The organism is Caballeronia sp. Lep1P3 (genome assembly GCF_022879595.1).
GTDB lineage: Bacteria > Pseudomonadota > Gammaproteobacteria > Burkholderiales > Burkholderiaceae > Caballeronia.
Map to the genome: position 1 here is coordinate 637,731 of NZ_CP084265.1, position 21,973 is coordinate 659,703.

Consider the following 21,973-nt stretch of genomic DNA (forward strand, 5'->3'; position numbering starts at 1 on the left):
GAGGGGGCGCGTGTGCCCGCGCCGGCGCGCTGGCCGCCCAACGGGCGTCCCCCCGTTTACGAGGGGGCGGCGTTCGTCCGGATCGCGAATATTCTGGGTGACGTGCCCGCAAAGCCGGCCGCAGGCGGACGAGGACATCGGCGAGATCGGCGCGCTCAACGAGGAGACAAGCATGAAACTGGAGAACAAGGTTGCGATCGTGACGGGGGCCGCCTCCGGCCTCGGGCTCGCGACGTGCCACGCGCTCGCGGCGGCCGGCGCGAAAGTCGTCGGGTTCGATCTCGACGGCGACAAGCTCAAGGAAGCGCTCGGTCGAGACATCGCGTCGATCGCCGTGGATGTCGCCGACGAAGCGAGCGTCGCCGATGCGGTCCGCGAGGTTGTCGCGCGGCACGGCGGCGTGCACATCGCGGTGAATTGCGCCGGCATTCTCGGGCCGTGCAAGACGATATTCAAGGGTCAGCTCTTTCCCGGCGAATTGTGGAACCGCGTGCTGGCCGTCAATCTCACCGGCACGTTCAACGTGGTCCGTCACGCCGCGCTCGCCATGACGCGGAACGAACCCGAAGACACCGGCGAGCGCGGCGTCATCATCAATACGGCATCGGGCGCGGCGAAGGGCGGGCAGATGGGCCAGGCCGCGTACAGCGCGAGCAAGGCCGGCGTGATCGGCATGACGGTTCCCGTCGCGCGCGATCTCGCGGAACACGGCATTCGCGTGCTCGCCATCGCGCCGGGGCTTTTCGAGTCCGGCATGTCGGCCGGAATGCCGCAGAAGGTGTCGGACGGCCTCATCGAGAAGATGCTGTTTCCGCGCCGCATGGGCCGCGCGAGCGAGTTCGCGCAGCTCGTGCTCGATCTCATCGGCAACGCATACATGAACGCGACCACCGTCGACATCGACTGCGGCACGCGCTAGGCATTGCTTCACGAAAAGCCAATTCAGAGGACTTCAGCATGACAGCGATGTATCACCTTGAGCACGACGTGGCCGTCATCACGCTCGACCATCCTCCCGTCAACGGTCTCTGCCACGCCACCCGCATCGGCATCATGAATGCGCTGAACCGCGCGCTCGACGACGCCTCCGTGAAGGCGATCGTCGTCACCGGCGCCGGCAACGCGTTTTCGGGCGGCGCGGACATCCGCGAGTTCGGCACGCCCGCCGCGTTCGCGGAGCCGAGTCTCGCGACGGTGATCGGCGCGATCGAGGCATCGGCGAAACCGGTTGTCGCCGCCATTCACTCGGTCGCGATGGGCGGCGGCCTGGAACTCGCGCTCGGCTGTCACTATCGGCTCGCCACGCGAGACGCGAAGATCGCGCTGCCCGAAGTGAACCTCGGTCTATTGCCCGGCGCGGGCGGCACGCAGCGCCTGCCGCGCGCGATCGGCCTCGAAGCGGCTCTGAACATGATCGTCTCGGGCAAGACCCGGCTCGCGGGGCAGTTCGCGGGCGCGGGGCTTTTCGACGAGATCGTCGCGGGCGCCGCGCTCGCCGCCGCCGTGAGCTTCGCGCGCGCCGCAGCCGAAAGCGGCGGGACGCATCCGCGTTTGCGCGACATCGACGTGCGCCATGAGAACGCCGAGGCGTATCTAGGTTTCGCGCGCAGCACTGTCGCGGCGAGCGCGGGACCGTATCCGGCGCCGCTCGCGTGCGTGGATGCGGTCGCGGCATCGCTCAAGCCGTTCGACGCCGGTATCGACGCGGAGCGCGACGGCTTTTTCTTCCTGATGAACACGCCCGAATCGCGCGCGCTGCGGCACGCGTTTCTCGGCGAGCGCGCGGCGAGCCGCATTCCCGACGTTCCCGCCGATACGCCGGTGCGCAACATCGCGCGCGTCGCGGTGGTCGGCGCGGGCACGATGGGCGGCGGCATCGCCATGTGCTTTCTGAATGCGGGATTGCCGGTCACGATGCTGGAGACGAAAGCGGACGCGCTCGAACGCGGCGTGAGCGCCATTCGCCGCAACTACGAGAACTCGGCGAAGAAAGGCAAGCTCACGCAAGCACAACTCGACGCCCGCATGGCGCTCTTGCGAACCACGCTTTCCTACGACGACATTCGCGACGCCGACCTCGTCGTCGAAGCCGTGTTCGAGGACATGGCCGTGAAAAAGGCCGTCTTTCAGCGTCTCGACGAAGTGATGAAGCCCGGCGCGATCCTCGCCTCGAATACCTCGACGCTCGACGTGAACGCGATCGCATCGTTCACGCGGCGTCCGCAAGACGTGGTCGGCACGCACTTCTTCAGCCCCGCGAACGTCATGCGGCTGCTCGAAGTCGTGCGTGGCGCGCGCACCGCGAACGACGTGCTCGCAACCGTGATGCGGCTCGCGAAGAAGATCGGCAAGGTCGCGGTAGTCTCGGGCGTGTGCGACGGGTTCATCGGCAACCGGATGGTGGAGCAGTACAGCCGTCAGGCGGGCTTTCTGCTCGACGAGGGCGCGCTGCCGCAGCAAGTCGATCGCGCGATCGAGCGCTTCGGCTTCGCGATGGGTCCGTTCCGCATGATCGACATGGCGGGCAACGACATCAGCTGGGCCATCCGAAAGCGCCGCGCGGTCGAGCAGCCCGAGTTCAACTACTCGAAGACGGGCGACCTCTTGTGCGAGATGGGGCGCTTCGGCCAGAAGGTCGGAGCCGGCTGGTACGACTACAAGCCGGGCGAGCGCAAGGCGCATCCGAGCCCGCTCGTCGACGAGATGATCGTGCGGCACTCGAAGGCGCTCGGCGTGACGCGCCGCGCGATCAGCGACGAAGAGATCGTCGAGCGGCTCGTCTTCGCGCTCGTGAACGAAGGCGCGATGATTCTCGCGGAAGGCATCGCGTCGAAGGCGTCGGACATCGACATGGTCTATCTCAACGGCTATGGCTTTCCGAAGTTCCGTGGCGGCCCGATGCACTACGCGGACGAAGTCGGCCTCTACAACGTCGTGCAGGCGATCTCCCGCTACGCGAAGGGCTATCAGGGACACGCGTGGCACGTTGCGCCGATGCTGCAAAAGCTCGCCGACGCGGGCAAGACCTTCAACCACTGACGCGCATCCATTCAGCCAACGGGGACAACATGAACGAAGCAGTGATCGTATCTACCGCGCGCACCGCACTGGCGAAGAGCTGGAAGGGCGCGTTCAACATGACCCACGGCGCGACGCTCGGCGGCCACGCGGTCGGCCACGCGATCGCGCGCGCCGGCATCGAGGCGGGCGAAGTCGAGGACGTGCTGATCGGCTGCGCGAATCCGGAGGGCGCTACGGGCGGCAACATCGGCCGGCAGATCGCGTTGCGCGCGGGCTGTCCGGTGACGGTGCCGGGCGCGACCATCAACCGCTTCTGTTCGTCCGGATTGCAGAGCATTGCGATGGCCGCGCAACGCGTGATCGCGGGCGAGGGCGAAATCTTCCTCGCGGGCGGCGTCGAGAGCATCTCGTGGACGCAGCGTCAGATGAACCTGCAGTTCGCGAACGATCCGTGGCTCGCCGAGCACAAGCCCGAAATCTACTGGAGCATGCTGCAGACCGCCGAACAGGTCGCGAAGCGCTACGGCATCTCGCGCGAGCGCCAGGACGAATACGGCGTCGCCAGCCAGCAGCGCGCCGCCGCCGCGCGCGAGGCCGGCCGTTTCGACGATGAAATCGTGCCGATGACCGTGAGGGCGGGCGTCGTCGATCAGGCGAGCGGCGAGATCGTGACGCGCGAAGTGACGATTGCGTCGGACGAAGGCATCCGCGCCGACACGACGCTGGAAGGCGTCGCGAAGATTCGCACGGCGTTTCCCGGCGGCGTCATTTCGGCGGGCAACGCGTCGCAATTTTCCGATGGCGCATCGGCGTGCGTCGTCATGGATGCGCGCGTGGCCGAGGCGCGCGGGCTGCGTCCGCTCGGCGCGTTCCGGGGCTTTGCGGTGACGGGCTGCGAGCCCGATGAAATGGGCATCGGTCCGGTGTTCGCCGTGCCCAAGCTGCTGAAAAAAGCGGGCCTCACCGTTGACGACATCGGCCTGTGGGAGCTGAATGAGGCCTTCGCCGTGCAGGTTCTCTATTGCGCCGACACGCTCGGCATCCCGATGGAGCGCCTCAACGTGGACGGCGGCGCGATTGCGGTGGGGCATCCCTTCGGCGTGTCGGGCGCGCGGCTCGTCGGGCACGCGCTCATCGAAGGCAAACGCCGCGGCGTGAAGTACGCAGTGGTGACGATGTGCATCGGCGGCGGACAAGGCGCCGCCGGCCTGTTCGAGCTCTTTTGACGAGGACGCTGACATGTCGTTGATCCTTTCCCGCCGCGACCTGAACTTCATGCTGTACGAGTGGCTGAAGGTCGAGGCGCTGACCGCGATTCCGCGTTACGCGGATCATTCGCGCGAGACCTTCGACGCCGCGCTCGATACTTGCGAGAAGATCGCCACCGACCTCTTCGCGACGCACAACAAGAAGAACGATCAGCACGAACCGCATTTCGACGGCAAGACGGTGCACGTCATTCCCGAAGTGAAGGCGGCGCTCGCGGCGTTCTGCGAGGCGGGGCTGATGGCGGCGGGGCAGGATGACGAACTCGGCGGCATGCAGTTGCCGGTGGTCGTCGAGAAAGCCGGCTTCGCGTACTTTCTCGCGGCGAACATCGGCACGGCGGCGTATCCGTTTCTCACCATCGGCAATGCGAATCTCCTGCTCGCCTATGGTTCGCGCAGGCAGATCGACGCGTTCGTCCGGCCGCAAATGCAAGGGCGCTTCTTCGGGACGATGTGCCTGTCGGAGCCGCAGGCGGGATCATCGCTGTCGGACATCACGACGCGCGCCGAGTACGAGGGCGAGTCGGCGTTCGGCGCGCAATATCGGCTGCGCGGCAACAAGATGTGGATTTCCGGCGGCGAGCATGAGCTATCCGACAACATCGTGCATCTGGTGCTCGCCAAGATTCCCGGTCCGGACGGCAAGCTCGTGCCGGGCGTCAAAGGCATTTCGCTTTTCATCGTACCCAAGTTTCTCGTCGATGAAAATGGCGCGCCCGGCGAACACAACGACGTCGTGCTCGCGGGCCTCAATCACAAGATGGGCTATCGCGGCACGACCAACTGTCTGCTCAACTTCGGCGAAGGCATGCAGCACCGTCCGCGCGGCGAGGCGGGCGCGATAGGCTATCTCGTCGGCGAGGCGGGCGCGGGCCTCGCGTGCATGTTCCACATGATGAACGAGGCGCGCATCGGCGTGGGGCTGGGCGCGGCGGCGCTCGGCTACACCGGCTATCTGCATGCGCTCGACTACGCGCGCAACCGCCCGCAGGGACGCACGGCGGGCGCGGGCGGCAAGAATCCGGCAAGCCCGCAGGTGAAGCTGGTCGAGCATGCCGACGTGCGCCGCATGCTGCTCGCGCAGAAGAGCTATGTGGAGGGCGGTCTCGCGCTGACGCTGTACTGCGCGAAACTCGTCGATGAAGCGCGCGCCGCCCGCGTCGCCGACGACATTGCGCAACACGAACGTCTCACGCTGCTGCTGGACATCCTGACGCCGATCGCGAAGAGTTGGCCGTCGCAATGGTGTCTCAAAGCGAACGATCTCGCGATTCAGGTGCACGGCGGTTACGGCTACACGCGCGAGTACAACGTCGAACAGTTTTATCGCGACAACCGGTTGAACCCGATCCACGAAGGCACGCACGGCATTCAGGGGCTGGACCTGCTCGGGCGCAAGGTGACGATGCAGGGCGGCGCGGCGCTTCGGCTGCTCGTCGACCGGATGCACGCAAGCGCGGCGCGCGCGTCGGCCACGCGGGTGACGGCGCTCGCAGCGCATGCCTCGTTGCTCGACGACGCGGTCACGCGCCTGCTGCACGTCACGCGCATGCTGTGGACGGCGGACGATGCGACAGTGACGCTCGCGAATTCATCCGTCTATCTCGAAGCGTTCGGCCATGTGGTGATGGCGTGGATGTGGCTCGAGCAGGCGCTCGCGGCAGACTCGGGGCTCGCGCGCGCACGCAGCGACGAGGACGCGGCTTTCTATCGCGGCAAGTTGGCGGCGGCGGCGTATTTCTTTCGATGGGAGTTGCCGCGAGTCGGTCCGCAACTCGATTTGCTGGCGTCGTTCGATCGCACGACGCTGGATGTGCAGGACGCGTGGTTTTGAAGGAGCGGGGCGCTCGATAGCATCAACGCTTCAGAAGCCAAAAGAGCGCAACTGGCGCCGCGCCGCGTATCGTTCGCGAATTTCGCATAGCGGTGCGAAGGATTGCGGTGCGCGGACGCTCACGCGAAAGCCGAGCCGCAAAGCAAAAAGCCCAGTCACGAAGACTGGGCTTTTTGTTTGATTCTTGGTAGGCCGTGCGGGATTCGAACCTGCGACCAACGGATTAAAAGTCCGCTGCTCTACCAGCTGAGCTAACGACCCGAAAGAGGCGAAATTATAAGCGGCGACTTCTGATGCTGTCAACCAATGTAACCGTCACATCGCAGAGAAGATGCCTGCGGCAGGCAGGCCCGCCGGCATTTCCACGACAGGCGCCGCTTACTTCACCTGCGACATCTTGCTTTGCGCGCTCTGCGCGACTTCGGTGCCCGAATACTGCGAGATGATCTGCTGCAGCGTCTGCTTTGCAGCCGCCTTCTGGCCTTGCTCGATCTGGTTGTTCGCGATTGCGAGCAACGCTTCGGGCGCTCGCGGATGCGTCGGGTAGGTCTTCACCAGGTTTTGCCAGATGGCGGTCGAGCCCTTGTAGTCGCGCTGCGCGTACAGCGCATTGCCGAGCCAATACTGCGCGGTCGGCTGATACGGGCTTTGCGGATACTTCGCCACGAACGCCTTGAACGACGCTGCGGCGTTCTTGTAGTCGCCGTTACGGAACTGAGTCGACGCTGCGTTGAACGCTTCGGTCTCGCCGGGCTGCACCGAACCGGTTACGCCGTCGATCGTCTCTTGCTGCGGCTCGAATTTCTTCAGGCGCGTGTCGAGATCGGCGTAATAGTCCTTCTGCTGCTTTTGCAGCGTCGCGACCTGGTTCGCCAGATCCTCGTTCTGGCCGCGAAGCGTGGCGACCTGCTGATTCAGCTGGTCGATACGATTCGACTGATCGAGGATCGTGCGCTGCGCAGCCGACAACTGGCTGGCGAGGCCATCCGTTTTCGTGCGCAGATCGAGCACGGCCTTGCGCGCTTCGTTGTCGTCGAAGACGCCGGCGTGCGCGGGCACGCAAAGCATCGTCGAGCCGGCGAAGCATGCGGCTGCGGCGAGCCGCAGCAAGGAGAAGCGATACGACATAGGGCGACTCACCCGTGACTGGTTACGTGACTATTACTGTTGGTAGACGAGATCGGCGCGGCGGTTCTGCGCATACGACGATTCGTCGTGACCCGTCGCCATCGGCTTTTCCTTGCCGAGGCTCACGGCTTCCATCTGCGAATCCGCAACGCCCATCAGCGACATCGCGCGGCGCACCGCTTCCGCACGCTTCTGGCCGAGCGCGAGGTTGTACTCGCTCGTGCCGCGCTCGTCCGTGTTGCCCTGAATCAGGACGTGACGCTCCGGATGGCCCTTCAGATACGACGAGTGCTGCTGCAGCAGCGGCTGATAGTCGTCCTTCACGGCATAGCTGTCGAAGTCGAAATAGATGCTGCGCTTCGCGAGCGGGCTGTTCGGGTCGTTCAGCGGGTCGATATTGACCTGCTTCACGTCCGTCGGGTTGGGCTGCGTGCCCACCGCACCCTTGTTCGCGCCTTCGTCGAGCTTCACGCCCGAGTGACACGCCGCCAATGCGCCGACCATCGCAACTGCCAGGCCGATACGAAGTTTCGACATCATGGTACCTCTCCTTGTGTTGTAGCTGAACGTTGTCTGTGAAACGTTATTGCTGGACTTATTGCATGAACGGACCCCAGGACGGCTCGCGCACCGCACCGCCCTGAACTGACAAGACTTGCCGCGTGCGACCATCGGTCGACACGGCTGCCAACACGCCACGTCCGTTCACTTGGGTGGCGTAGAGGATGTACTGACCATTCGCCGCGAAGCTCGGCGATTCGTCATGCGTCGTGTCGGTCAGCCCCGTAGCCGTGCCGGACGAAAGGTCCTGCAAATACAGCTTGAAGCCGCCGCCAGTGCGCGAAATGTACGCGAGTTGCTTGCCGTCCGGACTCACGCGCGGGCTCGTGTTGTAGCTGCCCGTGAACGTGACCCGCTGGGCCGCGCCGGCGCTTTCCCCCGACGCCGGCATCTTGTAGATCTGCGGTTGGCCGCCGCGATCGCTCGTGAAATAGATGGAGTTGCCATCGGGCGAGAACGACGGCTCGGTATCGATGGAACTGCCTTGCGTCAGACGGCGCAGGCCGGTACCGTCCGCGTTGACTTCGAAAATCTGCGTATTGCCGGTGCGCGAGAGCGCGACCGCGAGCTTGCGGCCGTCAGGCGACCACGCCGGCGCACTGTTGTTGCCTTTCTGGTTGGAGACGACCACGCGCCGGCCCGTCGGCAGGTCGTGAATGTAGACCACCGGCTTCTTCTTCTCGAAGGACACGTAGGCGACCTTCGTGCCGTCCGGCGACCACGCCGGGGAAATGATCGGTTCCGGGCTGGAGAGGGCGATCTTCGCGTCCTGACCGTCGGAGTCGGAAATCTGCAACTGGTAGCGCCCGCCCGTCTGGATGACGTAGGACAGGCGCGTCGCGAACACGCCGCGGCCGCCGAGCAGCTTCGCGTAGATGTAATCCGCGATCTTGTGCGCGCTCATGCGCAAGCCGCTTTCCGCGCTCACGAGCGAAAGACCGCCGAGATTCTGCTGCTTCACCGTGTCATAGAGACGGAAGCGCACTTCGTACTGACCGTTCGACAGGCGCGTGACGCTGCCCGACACGAACGCGTCGGCGCCTTTCGCCTTCCACGCGCCGAGATCCACGGAGTCGGTTTCCGAAACCGGCGTGCCGCCCGCGTCGATGTTCGTGAACTTGCCGCTTCTCTGCAGATCCTGACGAATGATCGCGCTCACTTGCTGCGGCGAGTTCGCCTCGTTCGCGAAATTGGCCGTCGCGATGGGGAACTGCGTAGAACCGACGCCGGTGACGAGCACGTTCAACTGGGCGTGTGCGGCGGTGCCGGCTGCGATCAGGCAGGATGCGACCAGCGTTCTCAGGCCAAGCTTCGTCATCAAACTCATGCTGTATAGGTTCCGAAAAAAGCGTTTCAAGTGTCTGGGGAATGCAGAGCAGACCCCCGTTTGCACAATTCGTTCCCGCGTGACGGCAGCGTCAGCCGCCCGCCGGGCGCAGCGTGATGGTGAAGTGATCGGGCGCCTTGCCGTCGGTGTCGACGGGCATCGGGTCCGAACGCTGCACCGCCCGTAGCGCGGCCTGATCCCACTGCTCATTGCCGCTCGAACGGCTGATGCTGGCCGAAAGCAGCGTGCCCGACGACGAGCAGCGCACCGACACGACCGTTTCGAGGCCAGCGGTTTCGCCTGCCCACACGATGTTCGGCCGCACGCGCCGCTGCACCTTCTCGGCATAACCCGGCGACGTCGCGTTGCCGCCCGCACCGCGGCCCGTGCCGCTCTTGGCGAGCCCTTCGCCGCTCGAACTCGTACCGCCGCCCAACTGACCTTGCAGGGCCGCGAGACGCGCCTTGCGCTCGGCGTCGACCTTGGCTTTCGCTTCGGCGTCGGCCTTCGCCTTCGCCTGCGCCGCAGCCTTCGCTTTTGCCTCGGCCTCGGCTTTCGCCTTCGCCTGCGCATCGGCCTTCGCCTTGGCTTCCTTCTGTTCCTGAAGCTGTTCGGCCTTCTGCGCATCGGCCTGCTGCTGGCGTTCCTTTTCCTGCTGCGCCTTGGCTTGCTGCTGCTGCTGTTGTTGCTTCTGCAACTCGGCCTGGCGCTGCTTCTCGATTTGCTTCTGCTTCTCCTGCATCGCCTTTTGCGTGACGGCAGCGGCGGCGGCCTGCGCGGCCAGTTGCTGCTGACGCTTCGCTTCGGCTTCCTCGCGTGCCTCCTGCTGACGGCGCTGTTCGGCAAGCTGCGCTTCGCGCGCGGCGGCTTCCTGCTGCTTGCGTTTTTTCTCCTGCAACGCGATGTCGGCTTCTTCGTCCTTCGCGGGCGGCGGCGCGGGTTGCGCTTTCACCGGCGCGGGCGGCGGCGGGGCGGGGCGCGGCGTCGGCGCGGACATGTCGGGAATGTCGGTCCAGATTTCGGCTTCCGCGCCGGCCGGCGTGTTGTTCTGCCAGTTGATGCCGTGATAGAGCAGCCAGCCGAGCAGCAGATGCATGACCGCCGCGAGCGCGAACGCCTTGCCCGTGCCGCGCTCGCGCGGCGGGCGCACGGGCCGCGCGATGTGCACGCGCGCCTCTCGGGGCTGGGCGGTGTGACGATCGATCATTGCGATTTGACGAGCAATCCCACGCGCTTCACGCCGCGCGCCTTCATATCGGACATCACGTTCATGACGACTTCGTACTTCACCGTCTTGTCAGCCGCAATGACGACGGGCTGATCCGGATGCGATTCCTGCCGGTTGAGCACGAACGCGTTGAGGTCGTCCTTGGTCATGCGCTGCTCTTGCGTCGCGCCGCCTTCTTCCTTGTAGCGCACGTTCATGCTGCCGTCCGCCTTGATGTTGATGACGAGCGGCGGCTGCTGCTCCTGCGGCTGCGCGTTGCCGACGGTCGGCAGATTGATGATGGACGGGGACACGAGCGGCGCCGTCACCATGAAGATGACGAGCAGCACGAGCATCACGTCGATATACGGCACGACGTTGATGTCGGCCATCGCGCGGCGCGAGCTGCCGCGCATGCTGGAACGAATCGGGCCTGCCATCGCGAACTCCTGTTAGTGCGCCTGACGCTGCAAGATGTTCGAGAACTCTTCGATAAAGGTCTCGAAGCGGATCGCCAGACGGTCGATGTCATGCGCGTAGCGGTTGTACGCGACCACGGCGGGAATGGCGGCGAAGAGGCCGATCGCCGTCGCGACGAGGGCTTCCGCGATGCCCGGCGCGACGTTCGCGAGCGTTGCCTGCTGCACGTTGGCGAGACCGCGGAACGAATTCATGATGCCCCACACGGTGCCGAAAAGACCGATATACGGACTCACCGAGCCGACCGACGCGAGAAACGCGAGATTCGCTTCGAGGACGTCCATTTCACGCTGAAACGCGGCGCGCATTGCGCGGCGCGAGCCATCCAGAATCGCGCCCGGATCGGTGATACGGCGCTCCTTGCCTTTCAGGAATTCGCGCATGCCGGATTCGAAGATACGCTCCAGCGCGCCGATGGTGTGGCGGTTGTTCGCCGCGCTCTGATAGAGCGCCTGAAGGTCGCCGCCCGACCAGAAGTCCCGTTCGAAGCGCTCGGTCTGCGCGCGCGCGCGGCGAATGGCGAACCACTTGCGGAAAATGAAAGTCCAGGACAGAAGCGACAGAATCAGGAGCAGCGCCATCACGGCCTGCGCGAGCAGGCTCGCGTGAATGACGAGAGATACGATCGACAGGTCTTGTGTGTTGTTCATAAAGGTCTGCTGTTACGCCCGGAAAGTCCCGGAAAAATGGGCCTCCGGTCAGGAGCGCGTCAGGCTTTCGTGATTGGAGTGTGAATAAAACGAAAGCCGCGCCACGGCCGGCTTTTATCGGTTGTCGTTTCGCTATTCACGGCTTGGTCCGCCATGAGGCGCAAAGGGTTCATCGGCGGACTGATTCGCATGCGTTGCACGGGGGCTGCGTTCTGGGCCGCGTCTGAGTCCGTCGAGAACCGGCTGCGGAATGCCCACGGGACGGATCGAGGCGCGCTCGACGGATGCCACGCGGATATCGCCGCTCGCGAGCAGCACGCCGTCGCGCCATGCTTCCTGGTGAAAGTCCACCGACGCGCGGCCAAGCCGCTCGATACGGCTCTTGACCTGAATGACGTCGTCGAGGCGCGCGGGCGCCGAATAGTCGACCGATGTCTTTTTCACCACGAACACGATGCCGTCCGACTGCGCGAGCCGCTGCTGGTCGATGCCGCACGCGCGCAGCCATTCCGTGCGCGCCCGCTCGAAGAACTTCAGGTAGTTCGCGTAGAACACGATGCCGCCTGCGTCGGTGTCCTCGTAATACACGCGAACCGGCCATTCGAAAAGCAGGGGATTGCTCACCTTCGCGCCGTCCCGCCTGCGCCGGACACGATCAGCCCGCTTCGGCTCGCTTTTTGACAAATATTCATCCGCGGCATTTTACCGGAACCCGTTGCACGCTCGCCAAATCCTCAGGCAGTTGATTAAGAGCCGCGGTGAATTTGCAACGGTCCGAACGTCTGCGCAACCGGCATCAGTTCGATGGCGTTGATGTTGACGTGCGCGGGCCGCGTGGCGATCCAGTAGATCGCGTCCGCGATGTCCTCGGGTGTGAGCGGCTGCACGTCCTTGTAGACGCCAGCCGCCTTGTCGTCGTCGCCCTTGAAGCGCACGTTGGAGAATTCGGTTCCGCCGCACAGCCCCGGTTCGATGTCGGTCACGCGCAGCGCGGTGCCGGCGAGGTCCGCGCGCAGGTTCAGGCTGAACTGCCGCACGAATGCCTTGGTCGCGCCGTAGACGTTGCCGCCGGGATACGGATAGCTGCCCGCCACCGACCCGAGATTGAACACATGTCCGCGATTGCGCTCGACCATGCCCGGCAGGATCGCATGCGTGACCGCGACGAGGCCCGCGCAATTCGTGTCGATCATGTTCTTCCAGTCGTCGAGGTTCGCGCGCTGCGCAGGCTCGAGACCGAGCGCGAGGCCCGCGTTGTTGACGAGCACGTCGATCTGCGAGAACGCGGCGGGCAGCGAAGCGATGGCGTTCCTCACGGCGTTGTCGTCGCGCACGTCGAGCTCGATGGGCAACAGCGCGTCGCCGAGTTCGTTCGAGAGCGCAACGAGCCGATCCTTGCGGCGCGCCGTCGCGATGACGCGATGCCCGCCCTTGACGAAAGAGCGCGCGATGGCAGCGCCGAAGCCGGCGGACGCGCCGGTGACGAAGACGATCATGTTCCAACTCCGGGTCGATTGGGCCGATATGCGGAACCGGGCGGCGCTGGCATGCGCGTCCGGCAACGGCGCAAAGGGTACTTCCATTGATGCGGCGCGGCAAGTAAGCGCGGGCGCGAACGGTCGTGCTTGCGGCGCTTGCCGCAGGGTGGCGAAATCGCGGGGGAATCGGCCCGCGAAATGGCCCAAGAAACCGCCCCCGAAACCGCCCGCAGCTCGGTTGCCTAAAGCCCGGCCGCCCATTAAACTACAACGCTCAAACCCCGCGTGACTGGCGATAGAATCTTCGGATTCAAGGTGGAACGACCCACTAGGAAGCGCGGAGCGTCGCTTTGCCGTTCGCCTGGGCAGCTGAGATCCGCGCGCCGTCGCTGCGTTGCCGGTGGCTGTCCGTTCCGCGAAACCGGAGTCTTCCCCCATCCGTCGCGTCATGGCCCAGTCGCTGTCAAGCGTCTTGCGCGCCTGCGTGAAGCACGCATCTGCACGCGCGATCCAGTCAACCTGTTTTGATCTCACGGAAAACGTATGTTCGACAGAGCCCAAAGTACCCTTGCCAACGTCGATCCCGAATTGCTCAAGGCCATCGAGCAGGAAAACGGCCGGCAGGAAGAGCACATCGAGCTGATCGCCTCGGAAAACTACACGTCGCCCGCGGTGATGGCGGCGCAAGGTTCCCAACTCACGAACAAGTACGCGGAAGGCTATCCCGGCAAGCGCTACTACGGCGGCTGCGAGTACGTGGATATCGTCGAGCAGCTCGCCATCGACCGCGTGAAGCAGCTCTTCGGCGCCGAAGCCGCCAACGTGCAGCCGAACTCCGGCTCGCAGGCGAATCAGGGCGTGTTCTTCGCCGTGCTGAAGCCGGGCGACACCATCATGGGCATGAGCCTCGCCGAAGGCGGCCACCTGACGCACGGCTCGCCCGTGAACATGTCGGGCAAGTGGTTCAACGTGGTGAGCTACGGCCTGAACGAAGCGGAAGACATCGACTACGAAAAGACCGAAGCGCTTGCGAAGGAACACAAGCCGAAGCTGATCGTCGCGGGTGCGTCGGCGTTTGCGCTGCGCATCGACTTCGAGCGTCTGTCGCAGATCGCGAAGAGCGTCGGCGCGTACTTCATGGTCGACATGGCGCACTACGCCGGTCTCGTCGCGGCGGGCGTGTATCCGAACCCCGTGCCGCATGCGGATTTCGTCACCACGACCACGCACAAGAGCCTGCGCGGGCCGCGCGGCGGCGTCATCCTGATGAAGGCGGAGTTCGAGAAGCAGATCAACTCGGCCATTTTCCCCGGCATTCAGGGCGGCCCGCTGATGCACGTGATTGCGGCGAAGGCCGTCGCGTTCAAGGAAGCGCTGTCGCCGGAATTCAAGACGTATCAGCAGGCTGTCGTCGAGAACGCGCGCGTGCTGGCGGAAACGCTCGTCAAGCGCGGTTTGCGCATCGTGTCGGGCCGCACGGAAAGCCATGTGATGCTCGTCGACCTGCGCGCGAAGAAGATCACCGGCAAGGCTGCGGAAGCCGCGCTCGGCGCCGCGCACATCACGGTGAACAAGAACGCGATTCCGAACGATCCGGAAAAGCCGTTCGTCACGAGCGGCGTGCGTCTCGGCTCGCCCGCCATGACCACGCGCGGCTTCGGCGTGAAGGAAGCGGAGATCGTCGGCAACCTGATCGCGGACGTGCTCGACAATCCGGAAGACCAGGCGAACCTCGAGCGCGTGCGCGCGCAAGTGGCCGATCTCACCAAGCGTTTCCCGGTCTACCGTTAACCTTCGAGTCACACGCCAATGCACTGCCCGTTCTGCCGACACGAAGACACCCAGGTTGTCGATTCCCGCGTGTCGGAGGACGGCGCGGCCATTCGGCGGCGCAGGCGCTGTCCCGCGTGCGACAAGCGTTTCACCACGTATGAACGCGTCGAACTCGCGCTGCCGTCGGTCGTGAAGAAAGACGGCAGCCGCACCGAGTTCGATCGCCGCAAGATCGTCGCGAGCATGAAGCTCGCGCTGCGCAAGCGTCCGGTCGCGGCCGACGCCATCGACGCAGCCGTCGCGCGCATCGAATATCAATTGCTCGGCAGCGGCGAGCGCGAAGTGCGCAGCGAGCGTCTCGGCGAACTCGTGATGAACGAGTTGCGCCAGCTCGACACCATCGCCTACGTGCGTTTCGCTTCGGTCTACAAACGCTTCGAAGACGTCTCCGAGTTCGAAGACGTGCTCGACGAATTCCGCCGCGCCGCGCCCAAAAAGTCGGCGTCGCGCAAACGCTGATTCCTTTCGCATCCTTCCTCCGCAGTCCTTTTCTGCATTCCCGCGCATAGTCTGCCGGCCGAAAAGCGCGCTGAACACTCGGCCATTCGGCTAATGGCGAGGCGCGCTTCTTCCCGCTAGATTCGACGTTCATTCAACTCGAATCGATCAGGGATGCAGATGAATCGCCCGTCCAGATCCGGCTTCACGCTCGTGGAACTTTGCGTCGTGCTCGCCATCATGGCGATCGTCGCGACGTTCGCGACGCCGTCTTTCTTCGCCTGGCAGACGCGCGACCAAATCGATGCACGCGCACGCTCGCTCTTCGCGACGCTCTCGCTTGCACGCGCCGAAGCCGTGCGTCGCGGCGCGCGCGTGACCCTGTGCAGGATCGACGCCGCGCGCCATTGCCTCGCGTCGGGGAAAGCGTGCGACAACGGCGTGACCGACTGGTCGTGCGGCTGGGCGCTTTTCGTCGATCGCGACGGCGTGCCCGCGCTGCTGCGCGTGGAGCCGGCGATATCGTCGATTGCGATAGCAGGCGCGGCGACCGACCTGTTGTTCACGCCGCCCGCCGGACAGGTCATCGGCGGGTTTCGCAGCTTCGACTTCGGCCCGCGCGGTGCGGCAACCACTGCGAATGGCGCGTCGCGGCGCTGCATCCGGCTGGCGGCAGGCGGCCGTCCGCGCATCACGCAAGGCAGTTGCGGAGCCTCGGCATGACGACGCGGCAATCCGGCGATTCACTGCTCGAAGTGATGATTGCGCTTTCGCTCACGGCGATCACGGCGCTCGGGCTGATAGCGGTTCAAAGCGCGCTCGCGCGGGGCGAGCGTCTTGCGCTCGTCCGTGAGCGCGCGGCGTTGGTCGCGGATTCGGTGGCCGAAAGCATCCGCACGGACGCGGATCGAGCCGCCGTGCTGTCGCGCTGGCAGGCGAGCGCGGCGTCGATGTTGCCGGATGGCGACGTGGCCGTGATCGACCGCGCCGACGGCCTGTACGTCGCGACCGTGAGCTGGCATGCCGCCGACCGTTCCGATCCGTGTCCCGAGCCGCAAGTGAGGCCCAGCGCTTCATGCATTTCCGTGGCGTTCGCACGATGAACCCGCGCTCGCCTCGCTCGCGTGTTTCGCGCGGTCACACGCTGCTCGAACTCACGATTTCCCTCGCGCTCGGCATGTTGATCGTCGTGGCCGCGCTTTCGCTGTATCGCGCGCAGCGTGCGGCGTTCGAGCGCGCCGCCGATGTCGCGCGCATCCACGATGCCGGCGTCTCCGCGCTCGAACTCCTCGCGCAGCAAATCCAATTGGCCGGCTTCGGAACGGCGCGCTCGGACGCCCCGTTGTTCGGCTGCACTCAGGGCCGCGTGATCGGCGCCGATACGGCGGCTTCGTGCGAGTCGCTCGCGAGCCGGTCGGACGGCGTGCAGGTTCGCTACGCGGCCGACATCGTCGCGACGTGGCCGACATCGGGCGGCGTGCCGACGGATTGCATCGGCCAGGGCGTCGCCGATGCATTCGTCGGCAACCGCTTCTATGCGAAGCCGAGCACGTCCACCGGCGAGCCCGAACTCTATTGCGAAGGCGGCGGCAAGCAGGCGCAGCCGCTCGTGGAAGGCATCGAGCGAATAGGGCTCGCTTACTGGCTGACCGGCGCATCCAGCGCGGTGGATGCGTCCGCCATTGCGCGCGACAGGTGGCCCGACGTCCACGCCGTCGACATATGCGTCCAGGTGCGCGGCTTCGCGGTTGCGGGCAAACGCCGGACGAACTATGCCGATTGCGCCGGAGCGCCTGTCACGACCGACGATGGACGCACGCATCAGGCGTTCTCGCGCCGCGTCGAAATTCGCAATGTCAGCGCGCCACTCGACAAAGGTGGAGCATGAAACGTCGAATGTACTCACGGGGCATCGCGTTGCCGATCGTCCTGCTGCTTGCCTCGCTGATGCTCGTCACCGCTGGCGCGTGGCTGCAAACGTCGCTCGTCGCCGCGCGCGCGACCGTGGCGGCTCGCGAGCGCGTGCAGGCTTTTCACGCGGCGGACAGCGCGCTCATTCGTTGCAGCCGCATGCTTTCGTCCGCGCTGCCCGCAAGCGGGCCGGTCGATCAGGAGCCGGCGCGCTGGCGGCTCAGGTCGTCGTTCGAGGGAGCGTCGGCGCTTGCGTTGGCGCCGTTCGCATCCTGGCCTTACGCGATGCGAGCGCCGCAATGTCTGATCGAGACATGGCCGCGAGCCGGGCAGTCATCGGCCATTTCGTATCTCGTCACGGCGCGAGGCTTTGGCGCGACGCCGCAGACCGAGGCATGGCTGCAACTGCGCATCGATATGACCGGGCGCACCGTCACGCAGCAGTGGCGACGCGTCGCGGGCAAGCCATTTTGAGGAGCACGACGAATGAACGGATGTGGAAGGCGCGCGGGCTTCAGCCTGCTCGAATTGATGATCGCGCTGGGCGTTGCGGCGATCATCGCGATGTTCGCGCTCCCGGCGTATCGGGCGCATGTGGCGAAGGCGCATCGGCTGGATGCCGCCGCCGCGCTGATCCGGGCCGCGCAGTTTGTCGAGAGCGCGCGTCTTTCTCAGGCGGCGTCGGATGCCGTCGCATTGAGCGCCGGCATGGATCAGGCGCCTGCGGGCGGCGTGCCGGTTTATCGGCTCGCGCTCCTGGCGGAATCCGCGACCAACGGCGGGTATGCGATCGAAGCCGTTCCCGTGTCGCCGGGCGCAATGAAGGACGACGCATGCGGCGTGTTCGTCATCGACGCGACCGGCTTGCGCTCGAATCGGCTTTCAGGCAGCGCCGCCCCGCTCGATGCGGCGAAGTCGTCCGCATGCTGGGCGGGGAAGGGATGATGCGCTTAGAAGACGGTGGGATCGACGGCGTCGGTCGAGGTTTCGACGCTGGTGGTCTTCATCTGTTGCCAGATGCGCCAGCCTTCCCACGCGGCGAGACCGAGTCCGCCCCATTTGACGAGGGGTTTGGCGCTGCGCAGAAGTCCTCTTCGCACGGGCTTCGTGAGCAGCAGCGAAGCGAGCGAGCCGACCACCGGATACTGCTTGAAGAGGAAGCCGAACTTGCCGCCGCGCGCGCCGCCGCTGAAAAGCGAGCTCAGCATGTCGCTAATGCCGCCGCCTGTCGCGCTGCGCCGTCCGAAGCGCCGCCCCGGACGGCTGACGCCCGGCACGAGCATGCCGATGAGCGGCAGATGAGCGACCGAATCGCGGAGGTCGTGCGTGGCTTGCCGCAGTTCCATGCGCTCGACATCCGCGCGCGCGAGCAGCAGTTCCTTGCGCAGCGAGCGCATGTGCGGCTTGCGAAGCTGTTGCTGCACTTCATGCTTGGCTGCCGGCGATGTTGCGTCGTTATGGCTCATGGTCGAACGGGCGAGTGTGGTGCGCGTTTGAAGGAAGGATCGCGTGCAACGGCGGTGCGTCGCGATGCTCAGTTGAAAATGTCGCGATCCTTGCGGAACTGGTCGAGCGTGTCGTCGAAAAGATGCGGTGCATCGCGCAGCTTGCTGCGTGCACGCAGTCCGCACACGATCGCGATGACCGCGTACAGCAGCGTGATGCCGCCGAGCGCTTCCCAACGATACGTGTCCCAGAAGAAGATCGCGATCAGCACGGTCAGGGAGATGAGGGCCATCATCGCGAGCAACATCGCGGCGAGCCCGAGAAACAACACGCCGATGAGCCGTTCCTTCTCTTCCTGCAACTCGATGCCGATGAGTTCGAGCCGCGTCTCGGCGATGGCGAAAACCGAGCTCAGGATTCGGCGCAAGGGTCCGGGGGACGAATCGCGCGGTAGCCGTTCTGTCGTCATGGTTTGGGTGCGAGAGCGCGTTGGGTGCCGCTTTGGATGTTTCCGGCCGATGCACGAGGCAAACGGCCGGCGCGAAAGTCGAGCCGTGCGCCCGGGCAGGGCGCGCGCGACGCGATATTGTTTCGATCCGAACGAACCGGTCGGTCACCGGTCTAGCGAACCGTTTAGCAAACGCCGGGCCATTCTTCGAAATTCTGCTGCCCGAACCAAAAGCCGGGCAGCACGAAGCGCTTACTTCCGATTGATTAGCAGACCGATGACCATGCCGATGCCCGCCGCGATCCCGATCGACGCCCACGGATGTTCGTGGACGTAGTCGTCGGTGGCGCGCGCCGCTTTTCGGCCGCGCTCGATTACGACGACTTGCGCGTCGGCGGCCTTTTCCTTGGCTTGCTTGAGGCGCGACATGGCGGTTTCGCGCAGCTCCGAAGCGCGCTCGCCGGTAGCGGTGGCGGCTTGCCTGAGCAGGTCTTCAGCGTCAGCCAGAACGGTTTTGATATCGGACATGAATCGCTCCTTATGGGTTTCTGACATTAAAGGCTCCATCGGTGAGGCTACGCAGATCGTAACCAAAGATGCCGTCGCTGACGAGGAGGCCGGGATGCCGCGGCGATGCACCGCAGGTTCCGTTCCAGTGCCGGTCCTTGCGCCGCAGCGGGACTCGCAACGCTCGTCATCGAAAGAGGGACACCGTTGACGATGGAGGCGATCTGACCCGTAAAAGTTTCAGCCGCTTATCGAAAGTTACAAACACGCTGCCGTCGTCGCGAAAAAAAGAAGGCCGCTTCGCGAGAAGCGGCCTTCAGATGCGAAAGGCGATTCGTGCCTTCAGAAGAACGCCTGAATGCCCGTCTGCGCGCGGCCCAGAATGAGCGCGTGGACGTCGTGCGTGCCTTCGTAGGTGTTGACCACTTCGAGATTGACGAGATGGCGCGCGACGCCGAATTCATCGGAAATGCCGTTGCCGCCGAGCATGTCGCGCGCGAGCCGGGCGATGTCCAGCGCCTTGCCGCACGAATTGCGCTTCATGATCGACGTGATCTCGACTGCCGCCGTGCCTTCGTCCTTCATGCGGCCGAGGCGCAGCACGCCTTGCAAGCCGAGCGTGATTTCGGTCTGCATGTCGGCGAGCTTCTTCTGGATCAGCTGGTTGGCGGCGAGCGGCCGGCCGAACTGTTTGCGATCGAGCGTGTATTGCCGCGCCGTGTGCCAGCACGCTTCCGCCGCACCGAGCGCGCCCCAGGAAATGCCGTAGCGCGCCGAGTTGAGGCAGGTGAACGGCCCTTTGAGCCCGCGCACATTGGGCAGCAGGTTCTCTTGCGGTACGAAAACTTCGTCCATCACGATCTCGCCGGTGATCGACGCGCGCAAGCCCACTTTGCCGTGGATGGCCGGCGCGGACAGCCCCTTCCAGCCCTTTTCGAGGATAAAGCCACGAATCTCGTCGCGGCCGTCCTCTTCCAGCTTCGCCCAGACGACGAACACATCCGCGATCGGCGAGTTCGAAATCCACATCTTCGAGCCGGACAGCGAATAACCGCCTTCAACTTTCTTCGCGCGCGTCGTCATGCTGGCCGGATCGGAGCCGGCGTTCGGCTCCGTCAGCCCGAAGCAGCCGATCCACTCGCCGCGCGCAAGCTTCGGCAGATATTTTTCCTTCTGTTCGTCGCTGCCGAACGTGTGGATCGGCACCATGACGAGCGAAGATTGCACCGACATCATCGAGCGATAGCCCGAATCCACACGCTCGACCTCGCGCGCGATGAGGCCGTAGCTCACGTAATTCAATCCGGGTCCGCCGTATTGCTCCGGAATCGTCGGGCCGAGCAGTCCGAGTTCGCCCATCTCCCGGAAGATAGCCGGATCGGTTTTTTCCTCGCGGAACGCCTGCATCACACGCGGCTGCAGCTTGTCCTGCGCGTAAGCGTGCGCCGCGTCGCGCACCATGCGTTCTTCTTCCGTCAATTGCTGATCCAGCAGCAGCGGATCTTCCCAGTTGAAGCGTGCGGCGTCGGCCATGTGCGTTCTCCAATGTGAGCGAAAGCGCCTTCGCCGGGCGCTTGACGTGGGTTCCGCTATGCGGAACAATGTTCTGCAAATGAGCGATCAGTTTAGCATTCGATGACACCCGATTCCAGCACGAACGCCGCCGCGAGAACACCGCCCGAGGGCATCGACGAGCGGAGATTCGTCGTCGCGCTCGCACGCGGGTTCGACCTTCTGCGCGCGTTTCGCCCCGGCGAGACGCTGCTCGGCAATCGCGATTTCGTCGAACGCACCGGCCTGCCGAAAGCCACCGTCAACCGTCTCGCCTATACGCTCGCGACGCTCGGCTATCTGCGTTTCGACGAAGCGGCCGGCAAATACGCGCTCGATACCGGCGTGCTGTCGCTCGGCTTCGCGCTTCTGGCCGGCGCGGACACGCTCGAACTCGCGCGGCCGCACATGCGCGCGCTCGCGCGCGAAATCGGCGCGGCGGTGTCGCTCGGTTGCCGCGACGGGCTCGACATGATCTATCTGGAAACGATTCGCAGCGAGACGGCGCTCACGCTCGGCCTCGCACCGGGATCGCGCCTGTCCATGCTCACGAGTTCGATGGGCCGCGCGTATCTCGCGGTCCAGGAACCGGCGGCGCGCGACGTGTTGCTGGAGGAATTGGGGAAAGCGGAGGGCGGGGCGCAGGTGGAAGCCGCGACGCGCGCCATCGAGGATTACGCTCGCGATGGCTGTTGCTACTCGTTTCGCGAATGGCACGACGACGTCAACGCGATCGCCGCGCCTTTTCGGGACGTGCGCAATGGCCGCTGGCTCGTGCTGAGCAGCAGCGGCCCGGCATCGTCGATGGACGAGGCGTATTTCCGCGAGGTCATCGGGCCGAAGCTGAGAGCACTGGCGGCGCGCCTCGCGTAGAACCGGGCAGGC

General features: G+C 65.0%; 24 protein-coding genes, 1 tRNA gene and 1 riboswitch. Of the genes, 12 read left to right on the plus strand and 13 right to left on the minus strand.

The annotated features are described in order from the left end of the window. Positions 1-97 precede the first annotated feature (97 nt). Genes LDZ27_RS02985 through LDZ27_RS03000 form a run of 4 tightly spaced genes read left to right on the plus strand, consistent with a single transcriptional unit; the run spans position 98 to position 6,123 of the window. Complete coding sequence (locus LDZ27_RS02985; RefSeq protein ID WP_370653353.1) at positions 98-919, plus strand: SDR family NAD(P)-dependent oxidoreductase; 822 nt, start codon at positions 98-100, stop codon at positions 917-919. Between the two features lie 38 nt (positions 920-957). Continuing rightward, positions 958-3,039 carry a 3-hydroxyacyl-CoA dehydrogenase NAD-binding domain-containing protein gene (locus tag LDZ27_RS02990; RefSeq protein ID WP_244815262.1) on the plus strand — a complete coding sequence of 694 codons (2,082 nt, stop codon included), beginning with the start codon at positions 958-960 and terminating at the stop codon, positions 3,037-3,039. A 29-nt stretch (positions 3,040-3,068) separates the two neighbouring features. Continuing rightward, positions 3,069-4,247 (plus strand): acetyl-CoA C-acyltransferase, encoded by a 1,179-nt coding sequence (locus LDZ27_RS02995; RefSeq protein ID WP_244815263.1) that lies wholly within the window; start codon positions 3,069-3,071, stop codon positions 4,245-4,247. A gap of 13 nt (positions 4,248-4,260) precedes the next feature. Then, entirely contained in the window at positions 4,261-6,123 is a 1,863-nt protein-coding gene (locus LDZ27_RS03000) for an acyl-CoA dehydrogenase (protein WP_244815264.1), read from the plus strand. A gap of 185 nt (positions 6,124-6,308) precedes the next feature. Here the strand turns inward: LDZ27_RS03000 and LDZ27_RS03005 are convergent. The 9 genes from LDZ27_RS03005 to ydfG form a co-directional block, all read right to left on the minus strand. Next, positions 6,309-6,384: transfer RNA gene (locus LDZ27_RS03005), tRNA-Lys, on the minus strand. 117 nt (positions 6,385-6,501) lie between these two features. Continuing rightward, on the minus strand, positions 6,502-7,251 hold the full coding sequence (gene ybgF / locus LDZ27_RS03010; protein ID WP_244816019.1) for a tol-pal system protein YbgF: 750 nt from the start codon (positions 7,249-7,251) through the stop codon (positions 6,502-6,504). A 33-nt stretch (positions 7,252-7,284) separates the two neighbouring features. Further along, on the minus strand, positions 7,285-7,791 hold the full coding sequence (gene pal, locus LDZ27_RS03015) for a peptidoglycan-associated lipoprotein Pal (protein ID WP_244815265.1): 507 nt from the start codon (positions 7,789-7,791) through the stop codon (positions 7,285-7,287). A gap of 55 nt (positions 7,792-7,846) precedes the next feature. Next, on the minus strand, positions 7,847-9,139 hold the full coding sequence (gene tolB / locus LDZ27_RS03020; RefSeq protein WP_244815266.1) for a Tol-Pal system beta propeller repeat protein TolB: 1,293 nt from the start codon (positions 9,137-9,139) through the stop codon (positions 7,847-7,849). 91 nt (positions 9,140-9,230) lie between these two features. After that, positions 9,231-10,346, minus strand: a complete 1,116-nt coding sequence (tolA, locus tag LDZ27_RS03025; protein ID WP_244815267.1) for a cell envelope integrity protein TolA — start codon at positions 10,344-10,346, stop codon at positions 9,231-9,233. Further along, positions 10,343-10,786, minus strand: coding sequence for a protein TolR (tolR, locus tag LDZ27_RS03030; protein WP_244815268.1), 444 nt, complete (start codon positions 10,784-10,786; stop codon positions 10,343-10,345). Before tolR ends, tolA begins: the two co-directional genes overlap by 4 nt. A gap of 12 nt (positions 10,787-10,798) precedes the next feature. Continuing rightward, positions 10,799-11,476, minus strand: coding sequence for a protein TolQ (gene tolQ / locus LDZ27_RS03035; protein WP_062632685.1), 678 nt, complete (start codon positions 11,474-11,476; stop codon positions 10,799-10,801). A gap of 132 nt (positions 11,477-11,608) precedes the next feature. After that, positions 11,609-12,100, minus strand: coding sequence for a tol-pal system-associated acyl-CoA thioesterase (gene ybgC, locus LDZ27_RS03040; RefSeq protein WP_244815269.1), 492 nt, complete (start codon positions 12,098-12,100; stop codon positions 11,609-11,611). 122 nt (positions 12,101-12,222) lie between these two features. Continuing rightward, a complete protein-coding gene (gene ydfG, locus LDZ27_RS03045; RefSeq protein WP_244815270.1) occupies positions 12,223-12,972 on the minus strand; it encodes a bifunctional NADP-dependent 3-hydroxy acid dehydrogenase/3-hydroxypropionate dehydrogenase YdfG in 750 nt (249 codons plus the stop codon). A 257-nt stretch (positions 12,973-13,229) separates the two neighbouring features. Further along, positions 13,230-13,328: riboswitch (ZMP/ZTP riboswitch) on the plus strand. A 169-nt stretch (positions 13,329-13,497) separates the two neighbouring features. On the opposite strand from ydfG, the gene glyA reads away from it, so the two are divergent. The 7 genes from glyA (at position 13,498) to LDZ27_RS03080 (ending at position 18,081) form a co-directional block, all read left to right on the plus strand. After that, a complete protein-coding gene (glyA, locus tag LDZ27_RS03050) occupies positions 13,498-14,745 on the plus strand; it encodes a serine hydroxymethyltransferase (RefSeq protein WP_244815271.1) in 1,248 nt (415 codons plus the stop codon). 18 nt (positions 14,746-14,763) lie between these two features. Next, positions 14,764-15,246 carry a transcriptional regulator NrdR gene (gene nrdR / locus LDZ27_RS03055; RefSeq protein ID WP_244815272.1) on the plus strand — a complete coding sequence of 161 codons (483 nt, stop codon included), beginning with the start codon at positions 14,764-14,766 and terminating at the stop codon, positions 15,244-15,246. A 153-nt stretch (positions 15,247-15,399) separates the two neighbouring features. Then, on the plus strand, positions 15,400-15,948 hold the full coding sequence (locus LDZ27_RS03060; RefSeq protein WP_244815273.1) for a GspH/FimT family pseudopilin: 549 nt from the start codon (positions 15,400-15,402) through the stop codon (positions 15,946-15,948). After that, positions 15,945-16,328: a prepilin-type cleavage/methylation domain-containing protein gene (locus LDZ27_RS03065; RefSeq protein ID WP_244815274.1), complete on the plus strand. Its 384-nt coding sequence runs from the start codon at positions 15,945-15,947 to the stop codon at positions 16,326-16,328. Before LDZ27_RS03060 ends, LDZ27_RS03065 begins: the two co-directional genes overlap by 4 nt. Continuing rightward, positions 16,325-17,113, plus strand: coding sequence for a PilW family protein (locus LDZ27_RS03070; protein ID WP_244815275.1), 789 nt, complete (start codon positions 16,325-16,327; stop codon positions 17,111-17,113). The genes LDZ27_RS03065 and LDZ27_RS03070 overlap by 4 nt, the downstream gene beginning before the upstream one ends. Positions 17,114-17,121: 8 nt before the next feature. Beyond that, positions 17,122-17,610, plus strand: a complete 489-nt coding sequence (locus tag LDZ27_RS03075; protein WP_244815276.1) for a pilus assembly protein — start codon at positions 17,122-17,124, stop codon at positions 17,608-17,610. A 12-nt stretch (positions 17,611-17,622) separates the two neighbouring features. Beyond that, the gene (locus LDZ27_RS03080) at positions 17,623-18,081 is read left to right on the plus strand and encodes a type IV pilin protein (RefSeq protein ID WP_244815277.1); all 459 of its coding nucleotides are present in this window, start codon (positions 17,623-17,625) and stop codon (positions 18,079-18,081) included. Positions 18,082-18,086: 5 nt separating this feature from the next. Here the strand turns inward: LDZ27_RS03080 and LDZ27_RS03085 are convergent, their stop codons facing one another. The 4 genes from LDZ27_RS03085 to LDZ27_RS03100 form a co-directional block, all read right to left on the minus strand. Next, positions 18,087-18,602, minus strand: a complete 516-nt coding sequence (locus LDZ27_RS03085) for a DUF3318 domain-containing protein (protein WP_244815278.1) — start codon at positions 18,600-18,602, stop codon at positions 18,087-18,089. A gap of 68 nt (positions 18,603-18,670) precedes the next feature. Next, positions 18,671-19,051, minus strand: a complete 381-nt coding sequence (locus tag LDZ27_RS03090) for a phage holin family protein (RefSeq protein WP_244815279.1) — start codon at positions 19,049-19,051, stop codon at positions 18,671-18,673. 231 nt (positions 19,052-19,282) lie between these two features. Further along, positions 19,283-19,585 (minus strand): YqjD family protein, encoded by a 303-nt coding sequence (locus LDZ27_RS03095; protein ID WP_244815280.1) that lies wholly within the window; start codon positions 19,583-19,585, stop codon positions 19,283-19,285. 294 nt (positions 19,586-19,879) lie between these two features. Then, the gene (locus LDZ27_RS03100; protein ID WP_244815281.1) at positions 19,880-21,070 is read right to left on the minus strand and encodes an acyl-CoA dehydrogenase; all 1,191 of its coding nucleotides are present in this window, start codon (positions 21,068-21,070) and stop codon (positions 19,880-19,882) included. A gap of 102 nt (positions 21,071-21,172) precedes the next feature. Here LDZ27_RS03100 and LDZ27_RS03105 point away from each other — a divergent pair, with 102 nt between their 5' ends. After that, on the plus strand, positions 21,173-21,961 hold the full coding sequence (locus tag LDZ27_RS03105) for an IclR family transcriptional regulator (protein WP_244815282.1): 789 nt from the start codon (positions 21,173-21,175) through the stop codon (positions 21,959-21,961). Positions 21,962-21,973 lie beyond the last annotated feature (12 nt).

Coding starts and splice junctions, on each gene's coding strand:
- LDZ27_RS03090 (WP_244815279.1), bottom strand. CDS start 19,051: ATGACGACAGAACGGCTACCGCGCGATTCGTCCCCCGGACCCTTGCGC.
- LDZ27_RS03080 (WP_244815277.1), top strand. CDS start 17,623: ATGAACGGATGTGGAAGGCGCGCGGGCTTCAGCCTGCTCGAATTGATG.
- LDZ27_RS03075 (WP_244815276.1), top strand. CDS start 17,122: ATGTACTCACGGGGCATCGCGTTGCCGATCGTCCTGCTGCTTGCCTCG.
- LDZ27_RS03060 (WP_244815273.1), top strand. CDS start 15,400: ATGCAGATGAATCGCCCGTCCAGATCCGGCTTCACGCTCGTGGAACTT.
- glyA (WP_244815271.1), top strand. CDS start 13,498: ATGTTCGACAGAGCCCAAAGTACCCTTGCCAACGTCGATCCCGAATTG.
- tolA (WP_244815267.1), bottom strand. CDS start 10,346: ATGATCGATCGTCACACCGCCCAGCCCCGAGAGGCGCGCGTGCACATC.
- LDZ27_RS03105 (WP_244815282.1), top strand. CDS start 21,173: ATGACACCCGATTCCAGCACGAACGCCGCCGCGAGAACACCGCCCGAG.
- LDZ27_RS03095 (WP_244815280.1), bottom strand. CDS start 19,585: ATGTCAGAAACCCATAAGGAGCGATTCATGTCCGATATCAAAACCGTT.
- pal (WP_244815265.1), bottom strand. CDS start 7,791: ATGATGTCGAAACTTCGTATCGGCCTGGCAGTTGCGATGGTCGGCGCA.
- tolR (WP_244815268.1), bottom strand. CDS start 10,786: ATGGCAGGCCCGATTCGTTCCAGCATGCGCGGCAGCTCGCGCCGCGCG.
- LDZ27_RS03085 (WP_244815278.1), bottom strand. CDS start 18,602: ATGAGCCATAACGACGCAACATCGCCGGCAGCCAAGCATGAAGTGCAG.
- LDZ27_RS03100 (WP_244815281.1), bottom strand. CDS start 21,070: ATGGCCGACGCCGCACGCTTCAACTGGGAAGATCCGCTGCTGCTGGAT.
- LDZ27_RS03070 (WP_244815275.1), top strand. CDS start 16,325: ATGAACCCGCGCTCGCCTCGCTCGCGTGTTTCGCGCGGTCACACGCTG.
- LDZ27_RS03000 (WP_244815264.1), top strand. CDS start 4,261: ATGTCGTTGATCCTTTCCCGCCGCGACCTGAACTTCATGCTGTACGAG.
- LDZ27_RS03065 (WP_244815274.1), top strand. CDS start 15,945: ATGACGACGCGGCAATCCGGCGATTCACTGCTCGAAGTGATGATTGCG.
- LDZ27_RS02990 (WP_244815262.1), top strand. CDS start 958: ATGACAGCGATGTATCACCTTGAGCACGACGTGGCCGTCATCACGCTC.
- ybgF (WP_244816019.1), bottom strand. CDS start 7,251: ATGTCGTATCGCTTCTCCTTGCTGCGGCTCGCCGCAGCCGCATGCTTC.
- LDZ27_RS02995 (WP_244815263.1), top strand. CDS start 3,069: ATGAACGAAGCAGTGATCGTATCTACCGCGCGCACCGCACTGGCGAAG.
- tolB (WP_244815266.1), bottom strand. CDS start 9,139: ATGAGTTTGATGACGAAGCTTGGCCTGAGAACGCTGGTCGCATCCTGC.
- tolQ (WP_062632685.1), bottom strand. CDS start 11,476: ATGAACAACACACAAGACCTGTCGATCGTATCTCTCGTCATTCACGCG.
- ydfG (WP_244815270.1), bottom strand. CDS start 12,972: ATGATCGTCTTCGTCACCGGCGCGTCCGCCGGCTTCGGCGCTGCCATC.
- nrdR (WP_244815272.1), top strand. CDS start 14,764: ATGCACTGCCCGTTCTGCCGACACGAAGACACCCAGGTTGTCGATTCC.